The organism is Calyptranema fuscum S582 (genome assembly GCF_055793305.1).
This window is the reverse complement of sequence record NZ_JBSLYH010000003.1, coordinates 257,911-279,013: the sequence shown is the minus strand read 5'-3', so window position 1 is coordinate 279,013 and position 21,103 is coordinate 257,911. Positions and strand designations below refer to the sequence as shown.

General features: G+C 47.1%; 14 protein-coding genes. 4 read left to right on the top strand and 10 right to left on the bottom strand.

The features are described 5' to 3' along the window. Positions 1 to 136 precede the first annotated feature (136 nt). A complete protein-coding gene (locus ACR6Z4_RS04065) occupies positions 137 to 2,956 on the bottom strand; it encodes a PAS domain S-box protein (protein WP_479715935.1) in 2,820 nt (939 codons plus the stop codon). Positions 2,957 to 3,804: 848 nt separating this feature from the next. Between ACR6Z4_RS04065 and psbM the strand changes: the two genes are divergently transcribed. Next, positions 3,805 to 3,921 carry a photosystem II reaction center protein PsbM gene (gene psbM, locus ACR6Z4_RS04060; protein WP_479715934.1) on the top strand — a complete coding sequence of 39 codons (117 nt, stop codon included), beginning with the start codon at positions 3,805 to 3,807 and terminating at the stop codon, positions 3,919 to 3,921. 70 nt (positions 3,922 to 3,991) lie between these two features. Here the strand turns inward: psbM and ACR6Z4_RS04055 are convergent, their stop codons facing one another. The 6 genes from ACR6Z4_RS04055 to rpsT all read right to left on the bottom strand — a co-directional run bounded on the left by ACR6Z4_RS04055 (position 3,992) and on the right by rpsT (position 16,610). Then, positions 3,992 to 4,960: a DNA methyltransferase gene (locus ACR6Z4_RS04055; RefSeq protein WP_479715962.1), complete on the bottom strand. Its 969-nt coding sequence runs from the start codon at positions 4,958 to 4,960 to the stop codon at positions 3,992 to 3,994. Positions 4,961 to 5,355: 395 nt separating this feature from the next. Beyond that, on the bottom strand, positions 5,356 to 9,384 hold the full coding sequence (locus ACR6Z4_RS04050) for a DNA-directed RNA polymerase subunit beta' (RefSeq protein WP_479715933.1): 4,029 nt from the start codon (positions 9,382 to 9,384) through the stop codon (positions 5,356 to 5,358). Between the two features lie 97 nt (positions 9,385 to 9,481). After that, positions 9,482 to 11,350, bottom strand: coding sequence for a DNA-directed RNA polymerase subunit gamma (locus ACR6Z4_RS04045; protein ID WP_479715932.1), 1,869 nt, complete (start codon positions 11,348 to 11,350; stop codon positions 9,482 to 9,484). Positions 11,351 to 11,462: 112 nt separating this feature from the next. Then, positions 11,463 to 14,762: a DNA-directed RNA polymerase subunit beta gene (rpoB, locus tag ACR6Z4_RS04040; protein WP_479715931.1), complete on the bottom strand. Its 3,300-nt coding sequence runs from the start codon at positions 14,760 to 14,762 to the stop codon at positions 11,463 to 11,465. A 600-nt stretch (positions 14,763 to 15,362) separates the two neighbouring features. Further along, entirely contained in the window at positions 15,363 to 16,214 is an 852-nt protein-coding gene (locus tag ACR6Z4_RS04035) for a TatD family hydrolase (protein WP_479715930.1), read from the bottom strand. A gap of 93 nt (positions 16,215 to 16,307) precedes the next feature. Beyond that, positions 16,308 to 16,610 carry a 30S ribosomal protein S20 gene (rpsT, locus tag ACR6Z4_RS04030; protein ID WP_479715929.1) on the bottom strand — a complete coding sequence of 101 codons (303 nt, stop codon included), beginning with the start codon at positions 16,608 to 16,610 and terminating at the stop codon, positions 16,308 to 16,310. Between the two features lie 237 nt (positions 16,611 to 16,847). On the opposite strand from rpsT, the gene hisD reads away from it, so the two are divergent. Together hisD and ACR6Z4_RS04020 are read left to right on the top strand one after the other, a co-directional pair. Continuing rightward, a complete protein-coding gene (gene hisD / locus ACR6Z4_RS04025; protein WP_479715928.1) occupies positions 16,848 to 18,164 on the top strand; it encodes a histidinol dehydrogenase in 1,317 nt (438 codons plus the stop codon). Positions 18,165 to 18,213: 49 nt separating this feature from the next. Next, positions 18,214 to 18,633, top strand: coding sequence for a universal stress protein (locus ACR6Z4_RS04020; RefSeq protein ID WP_479715927.1), 420 nt, complete (start codon positions 18,214 to 18,216; stop codon positions 18,631 to 18,633). A gap of 77 nt (positions 18,634 to 18,710) precedes the next feature. Here ACR6Z4_RS04020 and ACR6Z4_RS04015 read toward each other — a convergent pair whose 3' ends face one another. The 3 genes from ACR6Z4_RS04015 to ACR6Z4_RS04005 all read right to left on the bottom strand — a co-directional run bounded on the left by ACR6Z4_RS04015 (position 18,711) and on the right by ACR6Z4_RS04005 (position 20,224). Then, positions 18,711 to 19,097 (bottom strand): hypothetical protein, encoded by a 387-nt coding sequence (locus ACR6Z4_RS04015; RefSeq protein ID WP_479715926.1) that lies wholly within the window; start codon positions 19,095 to 19,097, stop codon positions 18,711 to 18,713. Positions 19,098 to 19,163: 66 nt separating this feature from the next. Beyond that, positions 19,164 to 19,445 (bottom strand): ATP-dependent Clp protease adapter ClpS, encoded by a 282-nt coding sequence (clpS, locus tag ACR6Z4_RS04010; protein WP_479715925.1) that lies wholly within the window; start codon positions 19,443 to 19,445, stop codon positions 19,164 to 19,166. A 584-nt stretch (positions 19,446 to 20,029) separates the two neighbouring features. Then, a complete protein-coding gene (locus ACR6Z4_RS04005) occupies positions 20,030 to 20,224 on the bottom strand; it encodes a hypothetical protein (RefSeq protein WP_479715924.1) in 195 nt (64 codons plus the stop codon). A 433-nt stretch (positions 20,225 to 20,657) separates the two neighbouring features. Between ACR6Z4_RS04005 and ACR6Z4_RS04000 the strand changes: the two genes are divergently transcribed. Further along, entirely contained in the window at positions 20,658 to 20,993 is a 336-nt protein-coding gene (locus ACR6Z4_RS04000) for an STAS domain-containing protein (protein WP_479715923.1), read from the top strand. Positions 20,994 to 21,103: the final 110 nt, after the last annotated feature.

The window sequence follows — 21,103 nt, the reverse complement described above, 5'->3', positions numbered from 1 at the left end:
TAAAGACTACCAACCGGCTTTGTTGTTGCTGTGTTGAGGTTGTGACAATTTCATGATGCTGTTTAATCGGCTATTCCCACATCCTTGAAAGCATTGAACTTCATATTTAAAGTTTCAGAATACATAGAAAAATTACTTAAATGCCTTGCTTTTGAACAGGGAGTTCTATTAAGAATTTAGTGCCCTGTTCTGGGTCAGAAAGGCATTGAATGCGACCATTGTGGCGTTCTACAACAATTTGATGACTGATGGACATGCCCAGTCCGGTTCCTTTGCCGACTTCTTTTGTGGTGAAAAAAGGATCGAATACACGTTGGCGAATATGCTCAGGCATTCCAGGACCATTATCGGCGATTGAGACTAAAACTCGGCTGGGTGCGATCGCTTCGGTTTGGATAGTAATTTGAGGCGTAAACGGAGCCTGATGGGTCGCGGGACTATTCTTTAGCTGCTGACTCTGCTCTAAACACTTTGTCTCTAATGCATCAATCGCATTACTCAAAATGTTCATAAACACCTGGTTGAGTTGCCCTGCATAGCATTTGACTAGAGGCAATTCACTATAGTGTTTGATAATTTCCACCATAGGACGCTTGCCTTCCGCTTTGAGGCGATGTTGCAAAATCATTAGCGTACTATCGATGCCTTCATGAACATCGACCAATTTTAATTCCGCTTCGTCAAGTCGCGAAAAATTTTGCAACGAGCGAACAATGCCTCGTATCCGTTCTGCCCCAACTCGCATAGATGCCATTAGCTTGGGCAGATCTGTTGTAATGAAGTCCAGATCAATGCCGCCAATTTTATCGTGGAAGCTAGGTTCTAGAGTAGGAAGGGCTTGCTGATAAACCTTCAGTGCCTGGAGCAGATCTTGAGTATAGCGATTGGCATAAGCAAGATTGCCATAAATAAAATTAACTGGGTTGTTGATTTCATGGGCGACACCTGCAACCAATTGTCCTAAGCTCGACATTTTTTCGCTTTGAACCAGGTGAGCCTGGGTCTGCTGGAGTTCTTCTAACGTCTGAGCCAGTTCTTGAGATCGTTCCCGCTCTTTGGCTTCAGATTGCCTGAGGGCTTCTTCTGCTAATTTACGCTTTGTAATATCTTCTACGGTTCCTTCGTAATACAGCAAATTTCCCCGGTCATCTCGCACTGCACGGGCATTTTCAGACGTCCAAATGATGCTGCCATCTTTTTTATACACTTGAGACTCAAAATTTGTGACAGCGTCTTTGCGCTCTAATGCGGCAATAAATTCAGAGCGTCGCTTGGGGTCTACATACAACTGCTGTTCTATATTCGTTAGATGGGTGGTCAAGTCTTCTGCCGACGAATAGCCATACATTCTCACAAGAGCCGGATTTGCACTGATATGGCGACCATTGGGAGTCGTTTGAAAAATTCCTTCAGCCGCATTTTCAAAAATGCTGCGATATTTTTCTTCGGCACGACGCAATGCTTCTTCGGCTTCTTTGCGATGGGTAATATCTCTAGCCACCCAAATTACAGAATTGTCAGGCAGGGGAGAGATATTTGCAGAAAACCAGCGACTCGGGAGATCGTCTTCGTCAACAAGCAAGTTAGCCGATTCCTGAGACGTGGGTTGGCTCACAGGGAGGCTATATTCCAGACTAACTGTTTTGCCAACTTTCAGGGCTTGCTGAATATGGTTGAGAAATAGATTGGCTTGTTTTAGAGGCAAAACTTCGTAAACCGTTTTGCCGACCCGTTCTACATGGGGTTTATAAAGAATTTCAGAGTTGGTTGCCACCATTTTGAGGTAGCGTCCCTGGGCATCGAAAACGGTGATGACATCCGTCATGGCAGCAAAGAGGGCGCGCAACTCTGCTTCAGAGGTCCGTAAGGCTGACTCTGCTCGTTGACGCTCGGCTATTTCAATTACCAGCCGTCTATTTAGTTCTTTGAGAGCAGCAGTTCGTTCTTCTACGCGAGTTTCAAGCTGCTCATTGATGCGTTGTAATGCTTCTTCGGCTTGTTTTCGTTCAGTAATATCTTCGACCGTGCCTTCGTAGTACAGCACGTTGTCGTGGGCATCGCGAACGGTACGAGCATTTTCGGAAATCCAAATTAAGCTGCCATCTTTCCGATAGATTTGAGATTCAAAGCCCCGCACTTCTCCTTCGTCTTGCAACTGTTGGACAAATTCGCTGCGACGGTTGGGGTTGACGTAGAGTTGTTGCTGAATGCTCGTCAGATTTGCCACTAACTCGTCTGGCGATTCGTAACCGTAAATCCGGGCTAAAGCTGGATTGGCACTGAGGTAATAGCCATCCGGGGTTGTTTGAAAAATACCTTCAACAGCATTTTCAAAAATACTGCGATATTTTGCTTCGGCCTGTCGATGCGCTTCCAGAGCTTGATGGCGATCGCTAACATCGATACCAATCGCAAAGGCTGCTCGCCCCTGGTCATATTTCTGTACAGCTACTAAAAAATGACGCGTGATGCCATTAACCAATGTTTCTACTTCATTAGAAGCATCTTGAGCAGGACTGGCAAAAAAGCGTCTGACAAAGTCCTTAAACTCCAGGCTACTGTGGAGGAAACCAATATCTTCTCCACAGAATGATTCGGGGGGTAAGCCAAAGGTTTCAGCGAGATGGCGATTAACCCCTAGATAGCGCAGATCTGAACTAATCCACGAGACGTTTCCAGGAACTGCATCCAAAACGGCTTGTAATTGATCTTTAGCAACCCGCAATGCTTTTTCTGCTTGATGGCGTTCTGAGACCTCTGCAAGCAGTTGATCATTGGCTTCCTTTAAAGCAATAGTACGTTCTTCAATAATGCGTTGAAGATCGGCACCATTATTGCGCAGAGCTACGTCAGACAAATCGCGATCGCCAAGAGATTGCTCTAACTCGGCGACTCGCTGACGTAGTAAAGTAACTTCATCTAAAAGCTCGGCTTTAGTTTTTTCGCGATCGCTCATAGGCGACGAAGATCCTACCTCCGAGGAAGCTGTGGATAGCTCAAACATCTTCTCTTATGGTATTTAAGGTTGCTAAAAAATGCTCTCAGCGGGAGCGCAACATACCGAGTAGATACCCCTTACCCTATTAGCGTCGAGCGCATCAGGAATTTTTACATATATCCCATGAGTATAGAGTAGGTCGTGAATTTTGTGATGTTCGCATGGCACTTAATTCACCCCCAAGGGGGGTTGCTCCGGTTAGTCTGTCAGGTAAAACCCGATGACTGACGCATTTACTGGACGATAGTCATATGACGGTGTGCAAGTTCAAGTTCGTTAAGTTCAGAAACGGTGTTGTGGGGCGCTCCGCGCCCCACAACACCGGACTAAATCAACCTGCACCGCACTATATCGACAGGATGAACGTGGGCAAAAGGACGCATCCCGCCTGTAAGTTCCCATTAAACAAACCCCGGAGGTTGATTTTTGGAAGCGCGGCGTCGCCGCGCTTCCAAAAATCAACCTCCGGGGTTATTCCATCTGCGATTTTTTAGAAAATATGCTGATGCGCGATAAACTTCATGCAAAATTTACCGAAATCTTGCAGTCCTTTATTGATGTCAATAATAGCCCCCAGACAACTGGGAAAGCCCCCAGACAGAGGCAGACAGCAAAAAGCCCCCAATGCTGCCTGCCTTCTGTTTTATCTGGGTAAGTGTAGCATTTGCTACCCTTATCTCTAGAGTACCCGTTAGAGCTGAAAGGAACGGTAAAGACAAGATAAGGAGATGATGAGCATTTAGAGAGAGTCGCCGTAGTGATATCCTTATTAACAGGTCTGTCCAAGTTTTTTGAGGCTGGGTCTCATGGAAGTTAATGATCTAGGATTTGTTGCCAGCATTTTATTTGTGCTGGTTCCTACTGTTTTCTTGTTGATTTTGTATATTCAAACTGCTAGCCGCGAAGGTGGCAAAAGCTCATAACGGTTTAATCATAAACTGGCGGCAGCTTTGGGCTGAGAATGTATCTTCATTCTTAGTTTGAGGCTGCTTTTTAGGTTTTAGTCGGTTTTTGCCAGGGAAACGTATTCCGCTCCCAAAAGACGCGATCGCAATAGCCTTGAATCTGGCGATCGTGGTCTACTCGTTCCAAACGTTTTTCTGCAAGACATGCATAGTCTTCATCTAACTCGATGCCGACGAACTGGCGATCGAGTTTTTTGGCAACGACGGAGGTCGTTCCAGACCCTAAAAATGGGTCAAACACCACTGCTCCGGGCATAGAGCTTGCCAAAATAATTTTTGCCAGTAGTTTTTCTGGCTTTTGGGTCGGATGATCCGTATTTTCGGGCATTGACCAAAACGGAATGGTTAAATCAGTCCACAGGTTGGAAGCAGCGGTCAGACGAAAATTTCCGTCGGCTGAGCGGTTCCAGTCCTTAGGCTGTCCGTTAGCCGTGTAGGGAGCCATAACACGGCGTTTGAGCTGTACTGCGTTGGCATCGAAATAATAATCTTGAGAAACGGTACAAAACCAAATATCTTCGGAACAATTTTTCCAATTTGCCTTGGCACCTCGTCCTTTTTCCCGTTCCCAGGTAATGCGGTTACGAACGTGAAAATAGCGAGAGGCTACCTCATAAATCGCTAACGATGATTGCCAGTCGCCACAGATGTAAATTGAAGCCGTTGGTTTAAGTAACCGCACCAAGCCAGATAGCCAGCTTTCCACCCAATCGGTATAGTCCGAAAGCGATCGCCGCTTGACCCATTGTTGATTAAACCGTTTGGTTAAGTTGTAGGGCGGATCGATAAACAGTAAATCGATAAATGCGTCCGGCAAATAATCAAGGACTTCAAATAGATTTTGACAAATCGTGCGATCGGCAATATCACCACAGCTAGCAGGGGCACTGAGCCGTAGTAAACGAGACGCATAGTGCGATCGCTCTTCAGGGGTTAATCGCAGGGTGCGATTGCGAGGGGCGGAAGATTTTTCAGACAATTTCAACCCACTGTGGATACTAAATTCTGCACAAACTAACAAACTGATTTCACGCCCTGCACCTCCTGTAATACAGATGGTTACATATAGCAATCCTAAATCAGTTGTGAAAGCGCCCGCCCGAAGGGCGGGCGCTTTCACAACTGATCAGATTCACAAATCAAATAGGATCGCTATAGTTCAGGGGTTTATGTTTAATTATGCTCCCTACTGATTCTCTGCACTAGGCTTCCGAGCGCGTAGCACTGCTCTATACTTGGCTCAAAATTTTCGGGCGTGAAAGCAAAGCTCTCACGCCCGACACCAAAATAGTGAAACCAGATTAAAGCAGATTGAGCCATCTTCTCTTAGAGGATGGTTCGCGCCCGCAGGGCGCGAACCATCACATCTCCGGATCAGCCCTACACCGCTACTTAATCGTCATCGTCGTCATCATCGTCATCGTCGTCACTGAAGTCTTCGACGAGGTCATCGTCGTCCTCAATAATGGCAGAGAATGGTTCAGGAGTCGTGGGTTCAAGCCCATAGGTAGGACGATTAAACCCTAGATTATCGCGGCTCCAATCTCGTCGGGCTTCAGGAGAGAAAACATCTAACCCCCCTTCTAGCTCATAGGTTCGAGCGGTTCGATCATCTAAAACAACATCCTTCAAGTCCACATCATCATCGTAGACACCCGCTTCGTAGCTCAGATCGACATCATTAATGATCGACTCTTCATAGGCATTGAAACCCGTTCCTGCCGGAATGAGACGACCAATAATAACGTTTTCCTTCAACCCTCGCAGCCAATCGGATTTACCTTCGATCGCCGCTTCCGTCAGAACCCGAGTCGTTTCCTGGAAGCTTGCCGCTGAGATGAAACTATCCGTATTCAGAGACGCTTTAGTGATTCCCAAGAGTACAGGAGTATATTGTGCAGGCGCACCCCCTGTAATTGACATCGCCTCGTTAACCTGCTGAATCTGATGTAGTTCTACCAACTCACCGGGCAACATCGTGGTATCACCCCCGTCATCAACTCTCACCTTAGAGGTCATCTGACGCACGATCACTTCGATGTGCTTGTCAGAAATCTCAATCCCTTGAGACTGATAAACCGACTGGACTTCGTTCACAAGGAAGCTTTGGACTCGTTGCAAACTAATCAAGGCAGCTTCATGCTCACCTAAGCTCTCTCGATGGAATTTGTAGAAGACTTCCAGGATTTCATGAGGGTTAGCAGGACCATCAGTTAAAGATTCGGCAGTTTCGACTTCCTGTCCATCCAAAACCATCACGTTTTGTCCGGGACCAATCGGATAGTCCGTCACAACGCCATCTTCTTCGATAATCTTGACTTCGACCGACTCGTCATCACTGTAGACAACCTGAGCGACACCAGGTCTGGCCGCTAACACACATGCTTCTTTGGGTTTCCGTGCTTCTAACAGCTCCTCAATTCTAGGTAGACCCTGAATGATGTCTCCTGTTTTAGCACGTTCAAAGACGAGTAGTACCAGGTTGTCACCCCGTTGTACCAGATCTCCATCATCAATATGTAACACGGCACCCGCAGACACTCGGTAGGGACGAGCAATTCGCAGCACAACCTGAGAATCTTCTATGCGGACGACCTGTCCTGAGTCCTCAGCTACAACATTTGGGGTAATCGGAGATCCGGCAACCAACAGATCGCCAACTTTGACCACCGGAGTTTCACCATTCGTATTGACAATCGTGCGATCGGCATCACGAACCACCAAAATCCGACGAATCGCTTCAGCTCCTTCACGAATCCCGCGAACTTCACCTGCTTCCTTACACAAAATCTCCGTTCTAGCGACGACAGATCCTGGAACAATTTGATCGCCGTCTTGCACGAGCAAGCGTGTGCAAGTACTCCCCTGAGTTTGGTCAGCGGCTACATCTCTTCGAATCACCAGAGACTCTAGGATAACCAGTTGAAGACGTAAAACATCCGGGTTGGTCTCATCGGCAATCAGTTCAATATCGGCTGCCAACTGAGGCGCATCATCATCAATTTCGAGGACAAGTTGAGTCCGTAACAGCTCAAGACCTTCGACAGACTTGACTCTTTCCCCATCTTTGTGCCGGATCCGTTGGACAGCTCGCAACTGAATAGAGCGACCAGAATCTTCCTTGCTAGAGGATTGGCTTGGTACAGGAGGCACATCAGGCACTTGGAATTCGGTCACAGGGCGCAGTAAAAGCGCAGGTCCTTCTGGCGTTTCTACGTATTCAACATAGCGCAAGTCTGAAACCACTAATCCTGGCATGATCTCTTGCCCCGGATTTGCAATAGTGCCATCTTTACCCATAACGGCATCGGGGTTATCTACCATATGTAGATCGCCCGGTTTAATCACGATTTCCCGAAGAATATCGTTCTTTTGCGTGACTTCAACCACACCATTGCTCTGACAGAAGATGTCTTTGACTACTTCTGTTCCGGCTTCGACATACTGACCATCCTCTACGAGCAGCAGAGAAATATCTTTGTTAACTTCATGAGATTCTTCAGGAATCCAGAGTAGGGTTCCACCCTGAACCACCTCGTAGCCTTCCTTAGCTTTGCCGCGTTTCGCAACATCTACCCCGGAATATTTGATGATTCCACCCGTTTGCGTGCGATAGCGATCATCAATCAGTTCTGCCACAACCTGGTTGTTGGCAACTTTAGTTCCTGGGGTAGCAATTAAGGAAAAGCGCTGGTTATTTTGAGTCTCGATTAAATAATGCTCTCGACCCTGACGACTCTCAACCAAAACTTGTGCCTGATTTAGCAAAACAGACGCCGTAATGATTTCAACTTCGCGCGCTCCCTTCGTTTCACCACTTTGAGGAAGACGCACCATGCCACCGTGCTCGGTGACTAACTTGGTTTCAGCGAGAATACTATCGGCATGAACGCGATCGCCATTTTTAACGATCGGTTCAGCACCCGGAGGTAGGTTGTAAACCTCACCCGACAAAATCCAGATCAAGCCACCCCGTTGGGCAATCCGAGTCGTGTTGCCTTGTCGATCCTTCTTCTCTTCAGGAACCAGGTCAGCAAACTTAACTTCTCCTGCTAGGTCGGACGCGACGTCTTTTGCCGCTTTTTCTGTGACTTTGCGAACTCTACCCGTCGCCGGCATTTCAGCCAGCATCTGACCCAGTTTTGCGTGTTCACCCTCATGGGCAAACAAAATAGAACCAGGGGGTACAGAAAATCTCTCCTGTTTGCCGCCCGCTTCCACGCTCAGATCAATATTTGTTTCGACAATCAGCGCATCTTCACCGTGACGGGTGCGGTAGGGGCGAGAACGGAACTGTTTAGGTTTAAGGTGAACAACCCCATCGAACGGCGCACGCACTTGCGGCACCAATTCCCCTGTAAACGTTCCTCCCGTGTGGAAGGTTCTCATGGTTAGCTGGGTTCCAGGCTCACCAATAGACTGCGCGGCAATAATTCCGACAGCCTCTCCCAAATCAACTAAATACGCATGAGCCAAACTCCACCCGTAACACAACTGACACACAGAGCGTGTTGCTTCACAGGTTAGAGGCGATCGCACAACGATCTCCTCAATTTTTGTTTTACCGACTAATTTAGCTGTATCCCCTGAAATCGCTTCATTGCGCGCAACAATGATCTCTCCCGTCTCCGGATGAACCACATCAACCGCAGCAACACGCCCCAATAAACGATCTTTTAAAGGGATGAGAACGCGCTCACCATCCGTCATACTCCGGACAGGAACACCTCGCTGAGTACCACAATCAATCTCACGGATAATGACATCCTGAGAAACATCTACCAATCGACGGGTTAAATAGCCAGAGTCTGCCGTACGTAGAGCCGTATCTACCAACCCTTTACGGGCACCATACGAAGAAATAATGTACTCAGTAACGGTCAGACCCTCACGGAAATTGGTCTTAATCGGTAAGTCAATGATTTCTCCCTGAGGATCAGCCATTAGACCCCGCATACCTACCAACTGCCGCACCTGAGAGATATTTCCCCGTGCTCCCGAGAAAGCCATCATGTAAACAGAGTTCAGAGGATCGCTAGATTTAAAGTGGCGAACCACCTCATCTTTCAACTCTTCGCTCGTTCCGTTCCAGGTATCAATCACCTTTTGGAAACGCTCTACTTCAGTAATCTCACCCCGGGTATAACGAGTTTCCGTCACCCGAATTTCTTCTTCAGCAGCTTCCAACAAACTCCGCTTACTCGGTGGAACTTGAAGATCATCCACACTAATAGAAACGCCTGCCTTTGTCGCAAACCGGAAACCCAAGTCCTTTAGGTCATCAGCCATCTGCGCAGTTCTGGCTGTGCCGTAGTGAGTAAATGCCCACGCGATCAAGTCGCGCAGTTGCCCCTTGTTAATAACTCGGTTCCGGAACACAGCCGACTGCTGAGGTTTCTGAATTGAATTTTCCGCTTCCATCGTCAATCTCTGCCCTCAAAAAATCGATGATCTGCCCTTGTCCAGCACAAGATCCACGTAATGTGAGATCTTTCCATACAAATCGCTCAAGCCCTAATTAGAGCAAAGCATCTTGGATAGTTTTGTTGTAAATAATTCGCCCCGGAGTAGTTCGAAGATACTGAGAAATCAAAAGTCCTTCTGGATCTCGCCGAATCCGCCTGAACTTAGAGATTTGCGTTACTGTCCCATCTGGCAATCTCTGTTCCTCTTCCAACAGATCCGTGCCATCGTCTTCGATATCACCATCGAACCGAACCCAAATGTAGGCGTGAAGATCGACCTGTTGCTGTTCGTACGCAACAATGACATCTTCCATACTCGAAAAGTAGCGCCCTACACCTTTCTGGGCTGAAGGATTCTCGGCGGTCAAATAGTAACACCCTAAAACCATGTCCTGGCTGGGGGTGATGATAGGTTTTCCGGTTGCCGGCGACAAAATATTATTTGATGCCAACATCAACAACCGCGCCTCAGCCTGCGCCTCTAACGAAAGCGGCACATGGACAGCCATTTGGTCACCGTCAAAGTCAGCGTTAAAAGCAGGGCAAACCAGTGGATGAATCTGAATTGCTCGCCCTTCTACCAAAATTGGCTCAAATGCTTGGATCCCTAGTCGGTGAAGCGTGGGTGCCCGGTTCAACATAACCGGGTGACCATCAATTACTTCTTCCAACACATCCCAAACACTGGGATCATTTCGTTGAATTAACTTTTTCGCTGCCTTGATGTTGTTAACCAAACCCTGGCGGATTAATCGATGGATGACGAAAGGTTGGAAAAGCTCGATCGCCATTTCCCGAGGCAACCCACACTGGTGGATCTTTAACTTGGGTCCCACCACAATGACAGAACGTCCGGAATAATCGACTCGTTTTCCGAGCAGGTTTTGTCGGAAACGTCCTTGCTTTCCTTCAATGATGTCAGAGAGCGATTTCAGAGGTCGGTTATTGGCACCGACAACCGTGCGTCCTCGACGTCCATTATCGATCAGAGCATCCACAGCCTCTTGCAACATCCGTTTTTCATTGCGAACAATGATTTCCGGAGCCAAAATCTCCTGTAACCGTGCCAAGCGATTGTTGCGATTAATCACTCGGCGATAGAGATCGTTTAAGTCGGATGTGGCAAAACGTCCACCATCCAATTGCACCATTGGGCGCAAATCTGGCGGAATCACCGGAATTACCGATAACACCATCCACTCGGGCTTAGATTGCGTTGCGATAAAGTTATCGATGACCCGCAACCGCTTAATTAGCTTTGCTCGCTTCTGCCCCTTCGCTGTTGTGACATCTTCTCGAAGTTGTTCAGCTTCAGCTTCCAGATTGAGGTCTTGCAGTAGACGTTGCAAAGCTTCTGCACCAATGCCAACTTCTACATCTCGAAGGTGAGTATCCTCACTGTAAAGTTGGTCTTCGATTTCAATCCATTGGTCTTCTGTAAGCAGTTGTTTATAGGTCAACCCCTCATGGTTACCAGCGTTCAAAACCACATAAGCGTTAAAGTAAACGATCTGCTCTACATCCCTGAGCGGCATATCCAGCAGAATTGCCATATAACTGGGAATTCCTTTGAGATACCAAACATGAGCGACAGGTGCAGCCAGTTTGATGTAGCCCATTCGGTGGCGTCGCACCCGTGACTCGGTTACTTCTACACCACAACGCTCACAAACAATGCCCCGATGCCGGACTCTCTTATATTTACCGCAGTGGCATTCCCAGTCTTTAGCCGGACCAAAAATACGTTCACAAAAAAGCCCATCCATTTCCGGCTTAAGTGTTCGATAGTTAATGGTCTCAGGTTTTGTCACCTCACCCACAACCATACCGTTCGGCAGAGTCCTTTCACCCCACTGACGAATCCTTTCTGGAGATGCCAGACCAATCTTGACATAGTCAAATCGCTGCTCTAGTTTTGGCATCAGTAACTCTCCCTTATTGAGTTTGACAAGCTTGATAGAGGATTCAGCGGTCAAGAGGACTCAATTAACCATCAATGAGTTCTGACCGCTGAGTTTCAAATGATGAGTCTTGTTAGTCTTCTATCTCTTCCATCTCTTCGGCAGAAATGGACTCATAGGTTGGTCGAGAAGGAGTGCGACGGTTGCCAACATCTGCCATCAGATCTACTTCAATGTCACGGCTAGTACCATCGTCTCGGGTTTCTAGCTTATGTGCAGCGATATCAAGGCAAAGCGATTGCAACTCGCGCATCAGCACTTTAAAGGATTCGGGTGTTCCTGGTCGCGGAATTGCTTTGCCCTTAACGATCGCATTCAGTGCTTCGTTACGACCTTGCATATCGTCTGATTTGACGGTTAGCAATTCTTGAAGAATGTAGGCAGAGCCAAAGGCTTCTAATGCCCAAACTTCCATTTCTCCAAATCTCTGACCCCCTTGCTGTGCTTTACCCCCAAGTGGTTGCTGCGTCACAAGCGAATAAGGACCCGTCGAACGAGCATGAATCTTATCGTCTACCAGATGCACAAGCTTAAGCATATAGGCTTTGCCAACCGTAACGGGACGATCAAAAGGTTCGCCGGTACGACCGTCAAACACCTGAATCTTTCCAGCATTGTGCGGATTAAAGATCCAATCCTTACCCGTGGTCTCGCGAGCCTCCATCAATTTCGAGTGGGTAGATGTACGAGATGCTTCCTCGCCATACATTTCATCAAAGGGAATCATCTTAAAACGAACCCCTAGATTCTCCCCTGCCCAACCCAATAGACACTCAAACACCTGACCAACGTTCATCCGAGACGGTACACCCAAAGGATTGAGGACAATATCAACAGGCGAACCATCCGGTAAGTAAGGCATATCTTCGACTGGCAAAATTCGGGAAATGATTCCCTTATTGCCGTGGCGTCCCGCCATCTTATCGCCTACCTGAATCTTCCTCTTCTGGGCAACATAGACCCGAACGACCATGTTCGCTCCAGGAGGTAGTTCATCCCCTTGCTCACGGGTGAAAACCCGCACATCTACAACGCGCCCTTTTTCACCGTTGGGTACACGTAACGAATTATCACGGACATCCCTGGCTTTCTCACCAAAAATAGCCCGGAGCAATTTTTCTTCAGGTGGTTGATCTGATTCACCCTTCGGTGTGACCTTGCCCACCAAGATATCGCTTGCCTCTACCCAAGCACCAATTCGAATGATCCCTGTCTCATCAAGTTGCCGGAGAGCATCTTCCCCGACGTTAGGAATTTCACGAGTAATTTCCTCGGGACCCAGTTTCGTTTGTCTCGCCTCAATCTCATATTTTTCAATATGGATGGAGGTGTAAACATCGTCAAACACTAGACGCTCACTGATGAGAATGGCATCTTCGTAGTTATAGCCTTCCCAAGGCATATAGACGACGGTGACATTTTGACCTAAAGCCAATTCGCCGCCTTCTGTTGCCGAGCCGTCCGCTAATATCTGTCCAGCGACCACTCGATTTCCGGCAAAAACGATCGGGCGTTGATTAAGACAGGTATCTTGGTTAGACCGCTGATACTTTTGCAGAATATGTTCATACTCTTTGCCCTGGTCATCTCTAACACGGATACGGTTCGCATCGACATGAACGACTTCCCCATCAACCCGACTCACCGCTACCATCCCAGAGTCACGTGCTGCTTGTGCTTCTAGACCTGTACCGACTAGAGGGCGTTCAGGTCGCAACAAGGGCACAGCTTGACGTTGCATGTTCGAGCCCATCAGTGCCCGGTTAGCATCGTCATGCTCTAGGAAAGGAATGAGAGAAGTCGCCACCGAAATGATTTGAACTGGGGATATCGCAACGTAATCCACTTCCGGTGGGCTAGTAGTGGTGAAGTCTTGACGATAGCGAACGGGAACCTGTTCACCCTGGATATAGCCACTTTCGTCTACGGGAATATCTCCAGGAGCAACCCTAAAATCGTCCTCCTCGTCGGCGGTCATATAGATAGGAGGACGATCTTTTAGCACATGACCACTATCAACCGGATAATAGGGTGTCTCGATGAAGCCATAGGCGTTCACACGGGCGTGAGTGGCTAGCGAACCAATCAGACCTGCGTTAGGACCTTCAGGCGTTTCGATGGGACAAATTCGACCGTAGTGAGAGGGATGAATGTCTCGAACGGCAAAACCCGCCCGTTCTCGAGTTAAACCACCTGGACCTAAAGCGCTTAAGCGTCGCTTATGGGTTAGCTCAGCGAGTGGATTCGTTTGATCCATAAACTGAGACAGCTGAGACGAACCAAAGAACTCTTTGATCGCCGCAACCAGAGGTTTGGGGTTAACAAGTGAAGCAGGCGTTAGAGAGTCAGCATCGGAAACGGTCATACGTTCACGAATGATGCGCTCTAAACGGTTTAATCCAACTCGAACCTGGTTTTGTAACAATTCCCCAACAGAGCGAACTCGGCGATTGCCTAGATGGTCGATGTCATCTACGTTACCGATGTCAAATTCTAAGTTGATCAAATAGTCGATCGCCGCCAAGATATCTTGAGGGGTCAACACTCTGGTTGCTTCAGGAACGTTGAGCCTCAATTTCTTGTTGAGTTTGTAGCGTCCAACTCGACCTAAATCGTAACGTTTGGGGTCAAAGAAGCGAGAATCTAGCAGTTGTTGTCCACCCGAAACAGTAGGAGGTTCGCCGGGACGCAACTTCCTATACAGCTCCATCAAAGCTTCTTCTTCGCTGAACTGCCCTTCTTTTTCGATCGTCTTTTGAAAATATTCCGGGTGGCGTAGAGCATCAAAAATTTCGCCATCGCTCAAACCCAATGCTTTCAGGAGCACCTGGGAAGATAGCTTACGGGTTTTGTCAATGCGAACCCAGACGAGATCATTTTTGTCCGTTTCAAATTTCAGCCAAGCGCCTCGGTTGGGGATCAAGCTGGCATTGTAACTACGGCGTCCGTTTTTATCAGTTTCAGACTTGTAGTAAACGCCGGGACTCCGAACGATTTGATTAACGATGACCCGTTCAGCACCATTGATGATGAAGGTACCGCGATCCGTCATCAAGGGTAGATCGCCAATAAATACTTCTTGTTCCTTAATTTCACCCGTTTCTTTGTTGATTAACCGAGTCGGCACGTACATTTGAACGGCGTAGGTGCTGTCTCGACGCTTCGCTTCATCAACGTCGTACTTAGGTCGTTTGAGCTTGTAATCTTTGCCAATAAAATGAAGTTCAAGCTTGCCAGTGTAATCTGTAATAGGGGAGAAACTATCGAGTTCTTCGATCAAACCTTCTTCAAGAAACCAACGAAAACTAGCCCTCTGAATTTCTACAAGATCGGGGAGAGTGAAGTTGATGGCGGATTGGGTTAAATTAGTCATGCGTGTCCTCGGAACAAGTTAAGCCTGGCGTAGTGTCTTCGTACCACAGGGCATCGACGGAAAAGGTCAATGGGGAAAACAGACCTCTCGCAAGAGGACTGAGCAGTCCAGAAAAAATCCGGTTAAATGCATACGTAAACTTAGACAAATTTGAATACTGCAATAGCTGGCTAGACTTAGTTGATAACTGGCTGTTGGGGTGTGCTATGCAAAAGCTAGAAAATGGCTGCTAATCAGAGTACCTAAGAATTGCTGCGATCATGAAGTCAGAGAAATATATTAAAACCGTGCTGACAGGACAGGCTAACCATGTTAGCTCAAAATTACTAATACTTCTCAACATTATGCCTCAGCAAGGCTAATCTGTGGTAAGCATCGTTTTCATTCTCTAGACTTAGTACAGACCACCTTAAATATAAGGATGGGAGTCCGGGTGCAGAGGATAAAACCCCTGCTCAGGGATCTTTAGCGCGAATACTATAGTCGATCGGTGCAACTCCCCAACATTGTTTTGTGCCAGACCCCATCTTTGGAGGGTAGTACTTCGCTAGAAACAGTTCATCAGCATTTTTGTGATTCTTCGCTCACCTCCTTTGACCACTAAGTCATTGCCTCAGAGAGGAGGGGAGGATAGGGAAGAATTTTTTCAGACGATATTAAAGCTTGCGTGGGCGGGAGACGAAAGAGTTGATGAGCATTAGCTGTCGTTTGATCAGCAATCGTTTCAACGGGTAGTTGTCGAAGGTTGGCAATTTGCTCAGCAACGTAGCGAACATATGCGGGTTGGTTGCGGCGATCGCCTCGTTTTGGCACAGGTGCCAGGAAAGGACAATCTGTTTCAATCAACAGGCGATCGCTCGGTACGATTTTTGCGGACTCTTGAACTTGGATTGCATTTTTAAAGGTCACGATGCCACTGAAACTGATGTAGAACCCTAATTCTAGAAAGCTAAGCGTTTCTTCGGGGGTGCCACTCCAGCAGTGCATTACACCGTTCACAGAACCATTGCGCTCCCAGAAAGAGCGCAACAGATCTAGCATGGCGTCGGCTGCATCCCGACAGTGAATAATGACGGGTAAATTGAGTTGTTGAGCGATCGCCAGTTGCGCTTCAAACGCAGATTTCTGTTGATCATGATTGGTTGCTTTATAAAAGTCCAACCCTGTCTCGCCGATGGCAACAACTTTGCCATCTGAGCTAGCCAGGGTCAAAATAGTGTGGGCAGAGTCATCAGCCCATTTTTCCTCTACATCCAGAGGATGCAACCCAACTGCAAAAAACAGTTCTGGAAATCGCCTCGACAATGCCTGGATACCTGGAAATTCTTCAGGCTCCACACATGAATGAACGAGCTTAACGACACCCGCATCCTGCCAACTTTGAGCGATCTGGTCTAAGTCAGCTTGAAAAACGTCGAAGTTAAGATGAACGTGGGTATCAACGAGTTGCATACTCAGAACCCTGCTACAAGAATCTACTCGTCAGGTAAAAGTAGTGACATTGGCACTACTAAGGAAAGAAACTGCAACCTGAATGCTGAAATTCTAAGCAGTTTGGGCTGGGGTCTCGTGTTTTTTGAGAGCTTTAGCAATACGAGCCTTTTTACGAGACCCCGTATTGACATGGATAACGCCACGCTTGACGGCTTTATCGATCTTGCTGTAAACCGAACTCATGCGCTGTTGCACCTCCTGCATGGATTCAGCAGTGGGGTTCGATGCGAAAGAATCAACCGCAGCAAGATACCGTTTAGTCAAGGTTCTGACCGCAGATTTATAGGATTTATTACGCAGGCGGTTGCGCTCTGCGATTTGGACACGTTTAATTGCTGACTTAATATTTGCCACTGTTACTCTTCGAGGGGAAAACTTCTAGCAATCAACCATTCTAGCGAATGATCTGTAATAAATACCAGAAAAATTACAATAGCTTCTGCGTCTACAATACAAAATCCTCGGAAAATCCAGGTTAAGCTAGATACATAACAGGTCAGTCTGGCGGCTGTAATCGCTGACTCTTTAGGTTAAGCCTGTCGTCGTTCTACTGGGACATTTCCCATTTAGCATTTTTAACCCACTGTGGCAATGCTGCGAATTATTACTCAGCGGTCTGATGCGCTTACCGAACTGCGTCGAATCTGCGATCGCACTCATGACGACCAGATTGTTCATAAAGAGGCAACTGTTCAACAGGTCCTCCAAGAAGTAAAGCGCAAGGGAGATCGAGCGCTTTTACATTACACCGAAGAATTTGACCAAGTCATCCTTGAGCCTGAAGAACTCAGGGTGAAGGGGTCTGAGCTAGAAGCTGCTTATCAACAGGTGTCCAAAGAACTGTTGGATGCTATCCGATTAGCGTGCCAAAAAGTAGAGACGTTCCATGCTCAGCGCATTCCTAAGAGCTGGGTTCAATTTGGTGAGCAAGACGTGGTTTTGGGTAAGCGATATACACCTGTTGACCGCGCCGGGCTGTACATACCAGGTGGACAGGCAGCTTATCCCAGCACGGTCATTATGAATGCGATTCCGGCAAAAGTGGCAAAGGTGCCTCGCATCGTAATCACAACGCCTCCAGGGCGCGATAAGAGCATTAATCCTGCGGTATTGGTTGCCGCGCAAGAAGCAGGTGTGCATGAAATTTATCGCGTTGGGGGAGCGCAAGCGATCGCCGCTCTGGCGTATGGGACTGAAACCATCCCCAAAGTGGATGTGATCACAGGTCCCGGTAACATTTACGTAACACTGGCAAAAAAACTCGCGTATGGCACCGTTGGCATTGATTCTCTGGCGGGTCCCTCAGAAGTCTTAATTATTGCGGACGAAATAGCTAACCCTGTCCATCTGGCAGCTGATCTGCTGGCACAAGCAGAGCACGACTCGATGGCAGCGGCAATTTTGTTAACGACAGATATGGGCTTGGCTCGAAAAGTCGTGGCAGAGGTAGATTTGCAGCTAAAAAATCATCCTCGTCGTTTATTAACAGAAAAGGCGATCGCCCACTACGGACTAGTCGTTGTGGTAGAGTCGCTAGACATTGCTGCCGAACTCTCCAATGAATTTGCACCCGAGCATTTAGAATTGCAGGTCACCGACCCATGGGATTTGCTGCAAAAGATCCGTCATGCGGGAGCGATCTTCTTAGGAAATTCCACCCCTGAAGCTGTAGGCGATTACATTGCGGGACCTAACCACACCTTGCCCACGTCTGGGTCAGCTCGGTATGCCTCGGCGTTGAGTGTAGACACATTTATGAAGCATTCAAGTTTGATTGAGTATTCTGCGAATGCTTTACATCAGGTTGCTGGAGCTATCGATGTATTAGCAAAAGCGGAAGGATTGTTCTCCCATGCTGAGTCCATCCGCTTGCGGGTGCAATCGCAAACTGAACCTGAAGACGGCTAATCTTTAGGCATCGAGCTAAGGTTTCATAAGATAGAGGTGGGGGTGTAGGATGCTAAAAAATATTTTGATAGCCATCGATGGATCAGACCCTACAGAAAGAGTCATTGATGCCTTGCAAGACCTTCACCTCCATGAGCAAACCAAAATTTGCTTGGCTCATGTGGTAGATAGTTCGACCGCTAGCCCCGATATTGCCAGCGGTCGCCCCTCTACCGACATCGAAGATTTGCCGGATCTATACCTAGACAAGCTCAGGTATTATCAAAGCCAATTGCCCTACGACAGTGAACTAGAAGTAGTTACAGGTGACCCTGCCGAGGAGATTATCCGTCTCGCTCATATTCACCAAGCCAACCTGATTATTATGGGTAGCCGAGGGCTGAAGGGAGTCAATCGTATCCTTCAAGGCTCTGTAAGCAGCCAGGTTGTTGCTGATGCGCCCTGTTCAGTTTTAGTAATTAAGCGTTAGAGATTTCCAGGAAGGGCATATCCCTACGTGTAGGGTGTGTTAGGCACTAGCCGCAACGCACCACGAGTATTTTGCTTTTACGCAACTCCATGGGTCAGCGCCTGGCGCAATCTTACTAAGCCAGCCGTTTGCCCTAGATTTAACGGCAAGATTGAAACCCCTTCCAGGCAAGATTGTACCCATCCCGTACCCCAATACCATTGATGACATCCATCAATTCCCTGGCTTAGCAATAAGCACAACGCGTTTGATGTCACTGACTGCACCTCATGGCGGATAGGAATAGCCCCGACCCAGCTGGTAAAGACCGTACCCGGCACTAAATATTCTGGCAATCCGGCAGGGCTAGTTTGCGACAGGAGCCATGTACGAAGGAGTTCTGTCCGCAGTAACGTGTCTCGGATTTTTATTTCCGATGCATCAATCTCAATTCGTAGATGACTGGTTTGGAAAAAGCCTAACATTCTGCAAACTTTAGAATCTAAACAGCAGTTAAAGATGATGAATTTGATTAACGCCCTTAAGAATCATTATTCTTCAGGCTCGATCGTACTAATTAACCCGTGTGCTTTCAGGGTTTCGCTATAAAACTCTGCATGTTCTTGAGCGCAAGTAATGACCAGTGCAATCCCATTGGTATGGGCTTCCATCATAATGCTAACGGCTTGGGGCATCGTGAGACTGGTAACCGTTTTAAGAAGCACTTCGACGACATATTCCATCGAGTTGAAGTCATCATTATGAAGCAGAACCCGATAGCGTGGTGCGTGTTTAATCGTCGTCGAACGCTGTTCAATAGTCTCAACTGACACGGATCTACCCTCTCTTGACTGTTACATCATCGATGGCGTATAAAACAAGCCTTGAATTTCTTACGCGTTACGCCTCTTAAAGTCTATCAATTGTTTAATATTTATAACACTCTCTTTACGATCCTAGTATTGGTCTCCGGGGTGATGAAGCGCTGGGCTGTGAGATTCAGGCATAGAGCAGTACAACAAAATGCTTAGCCCCTGGGAAATGAGCCTGAATACTAGTCTGTTTGAAAGAGCGATGCTTCACCGTCACTCTCGTATAACGCTCTCGTACAACAACTTATACTTCACGCAATTAAAAACTGCTACAGCCCCTTCGCGTTTCTCAATTCTGCTCAAATGCAAAATATGGCGCAGACTCAGCCTGCGCCATATTGCGTTAATAACCTTAATTGTGAGACTCAATAGCTGAAGGACGGTAAATAGAATTCTTGACAAATGTTTTGCACCCAAACAACTTCACTTTTTGACTCGTGTTTCCAGCATATTGGCAACTCGACAGGTGCAGACGTTTTATCGCCGCGTAAGAGTGCTATCTCCTGATCTGCTTAAATATTGCCCAATGCTTAATCTATAAGGCTTCAGGGACTGGGTACTAACCGAATTCGACCCGCATCCATTTCAGACATCAACAATTCAAGTGCTTCATAATCTGCATCAGAAATGTACCCCAAACGAGTCAGCTCGTAATTGATTTCGTTTTCAATATCAGGGGTCAGTTGCTTAATATAAAGAGCCTTTTCTACAAGTCTCCGGACAGCGCAGGTAGTATTCATGGGTAATAGCGCTAAAGAACAATCTAGGGGGCTTAACATACTCAACCCAGATTTTCTAACGCATTCTTAGGGATGAAAGTGATCTATAAGGTGCAATAGTGTGATTTTCATCACACCTCAAAAAGCTTGCGCAGACTAGCGAAGCAGCCTCTGGAAAACTCAGCCTCAGGATAGGTGAACTGAATTTCTGCGATCGCTAATATTAATCTTTAAGAAGCCCAATCGATTTTCTGTAAAGATGGTTCACAAAAAGTTGCGAATTCGTATTCCTGAGCACCTTTCCGTAGAAACACTTACCTAAAACTTTAAATAACAGGGTTTAACTGTTAAGGGTTCAACAAACCTAGTTAATTTACTGGTTTACCCAGAGATCTACAGTTATCTTCGGGACATCGTAACAGACGTTGAAATTGTTGGAAACAGGACTGAAATAATGCAAAGCGTTCTCGTTCAGCCTCGTATCTCCGTTGCTCAACCTTCTGGGCACATTAATGCTGCTACCGCAGCCCGTTTTCAAGAAGACTTGGTTTCGGCTGTTTCTGCTCAAGACTGCGTAGCTTTGTTAGTTGATTTAAGCCAGGTTGAGTCTCTTGATAGCGCTGGTTTGATGGCACTAGTCTCGACGTTGAGCCTGGCACAACAGTTAGATAGACCGTTTGGATTATGTCATATTTCACCGTCTATCCGAATTATCTTTGAACTGACCCAACTAGACCGAGTATTTGAAATTCACGAAGATAGCTCTGCATTTGAAGCATCTATTGCTTGAGTTAGGGCATAAATAGAGCAAAAAAAGGCAGTTTCGCGCACGACTTATGATCCTTAGAGGGATGGATTAACAGACCTGGATCACCTTAGTGCTTCGATGGATCTTAATAA

Coding starts and splice junctions, on each gene's coding strand:
- ACR6Z4_RS04050 (WP_479715933.1), bottom strand. CDS start 9,384: ATGGAAGCGGAAAATTCAATTCAGAAACCTCAGCAGTCGGCTGTGTTC.
- ACR6Z4_RS04045 (WP_479715932.1), bottom strand. CDS start 11,350: ATGCCAAAACTAGAGCAGCGATTTGACTATGTCAAGATTGGTCTGGCA.
- ACR6Z4_RS04015 (WP_479715926.1), bottom strand. CDS start 19,097: ATGTTAGGCTTTTTCCAAACCAGTCATCTACGAATTGAGATTGATGCA.
- hisD (WP_479715928.1), top strand. CDS start 16,848: ATGCTGCGAATTATTACTCAGCGGTCTGATGCGCTTACCGAACTGCGT.
- ACR6Z4_RS04000 (WP_479715923.1), top strand. CDS start 20,658: ATGCAAAGCGTTCTCGTTCAGCCTCGTATCTCCGTTGCTCAACCTTCT.
- psbM (WP_479715934.1), top strand. CDS start 3,805: ATGGAAGTTAATGATCTAGGATTTGTTGCCAGCATTTTATTTGTGCTG.
- ACR6Z4_RS04005 (WP_479715924.1), bottom strand. CDS start 20,224: ATGAATACTACCTGCGCTGTCCGGAGACTTGTAGAAAAGGCTCTTTAT.
- ACR6Z4_RS04035 (WP_479715930.1), bottom strand. CDS start 16,214: ATGCAACTCGTTGATACCCACGTTCATCTTAACTTCGACGTTTTTCAA.
- ACR6Z4_RS04020 (WP_479715927.1), top strand. CDS start 18,214: ATGCTAAAAAATATTTTGATAGCCATCGATGGATCAGACCCTACAGAA.
- rpoB (WP_479715931.1), bottom strand. CDS start 14,762: ATGACTAATTTAACCCAATCCGCCATCAACTTCACTCTCCCCGATCTT.
- ACR6Z4_RS04065 (WP_479715935.1), bottom strand. CDS start 2,956: ATGAGCGATCGCGAAAAAACTAAAGCCGAGCTTTTAGATGAAGTTACT.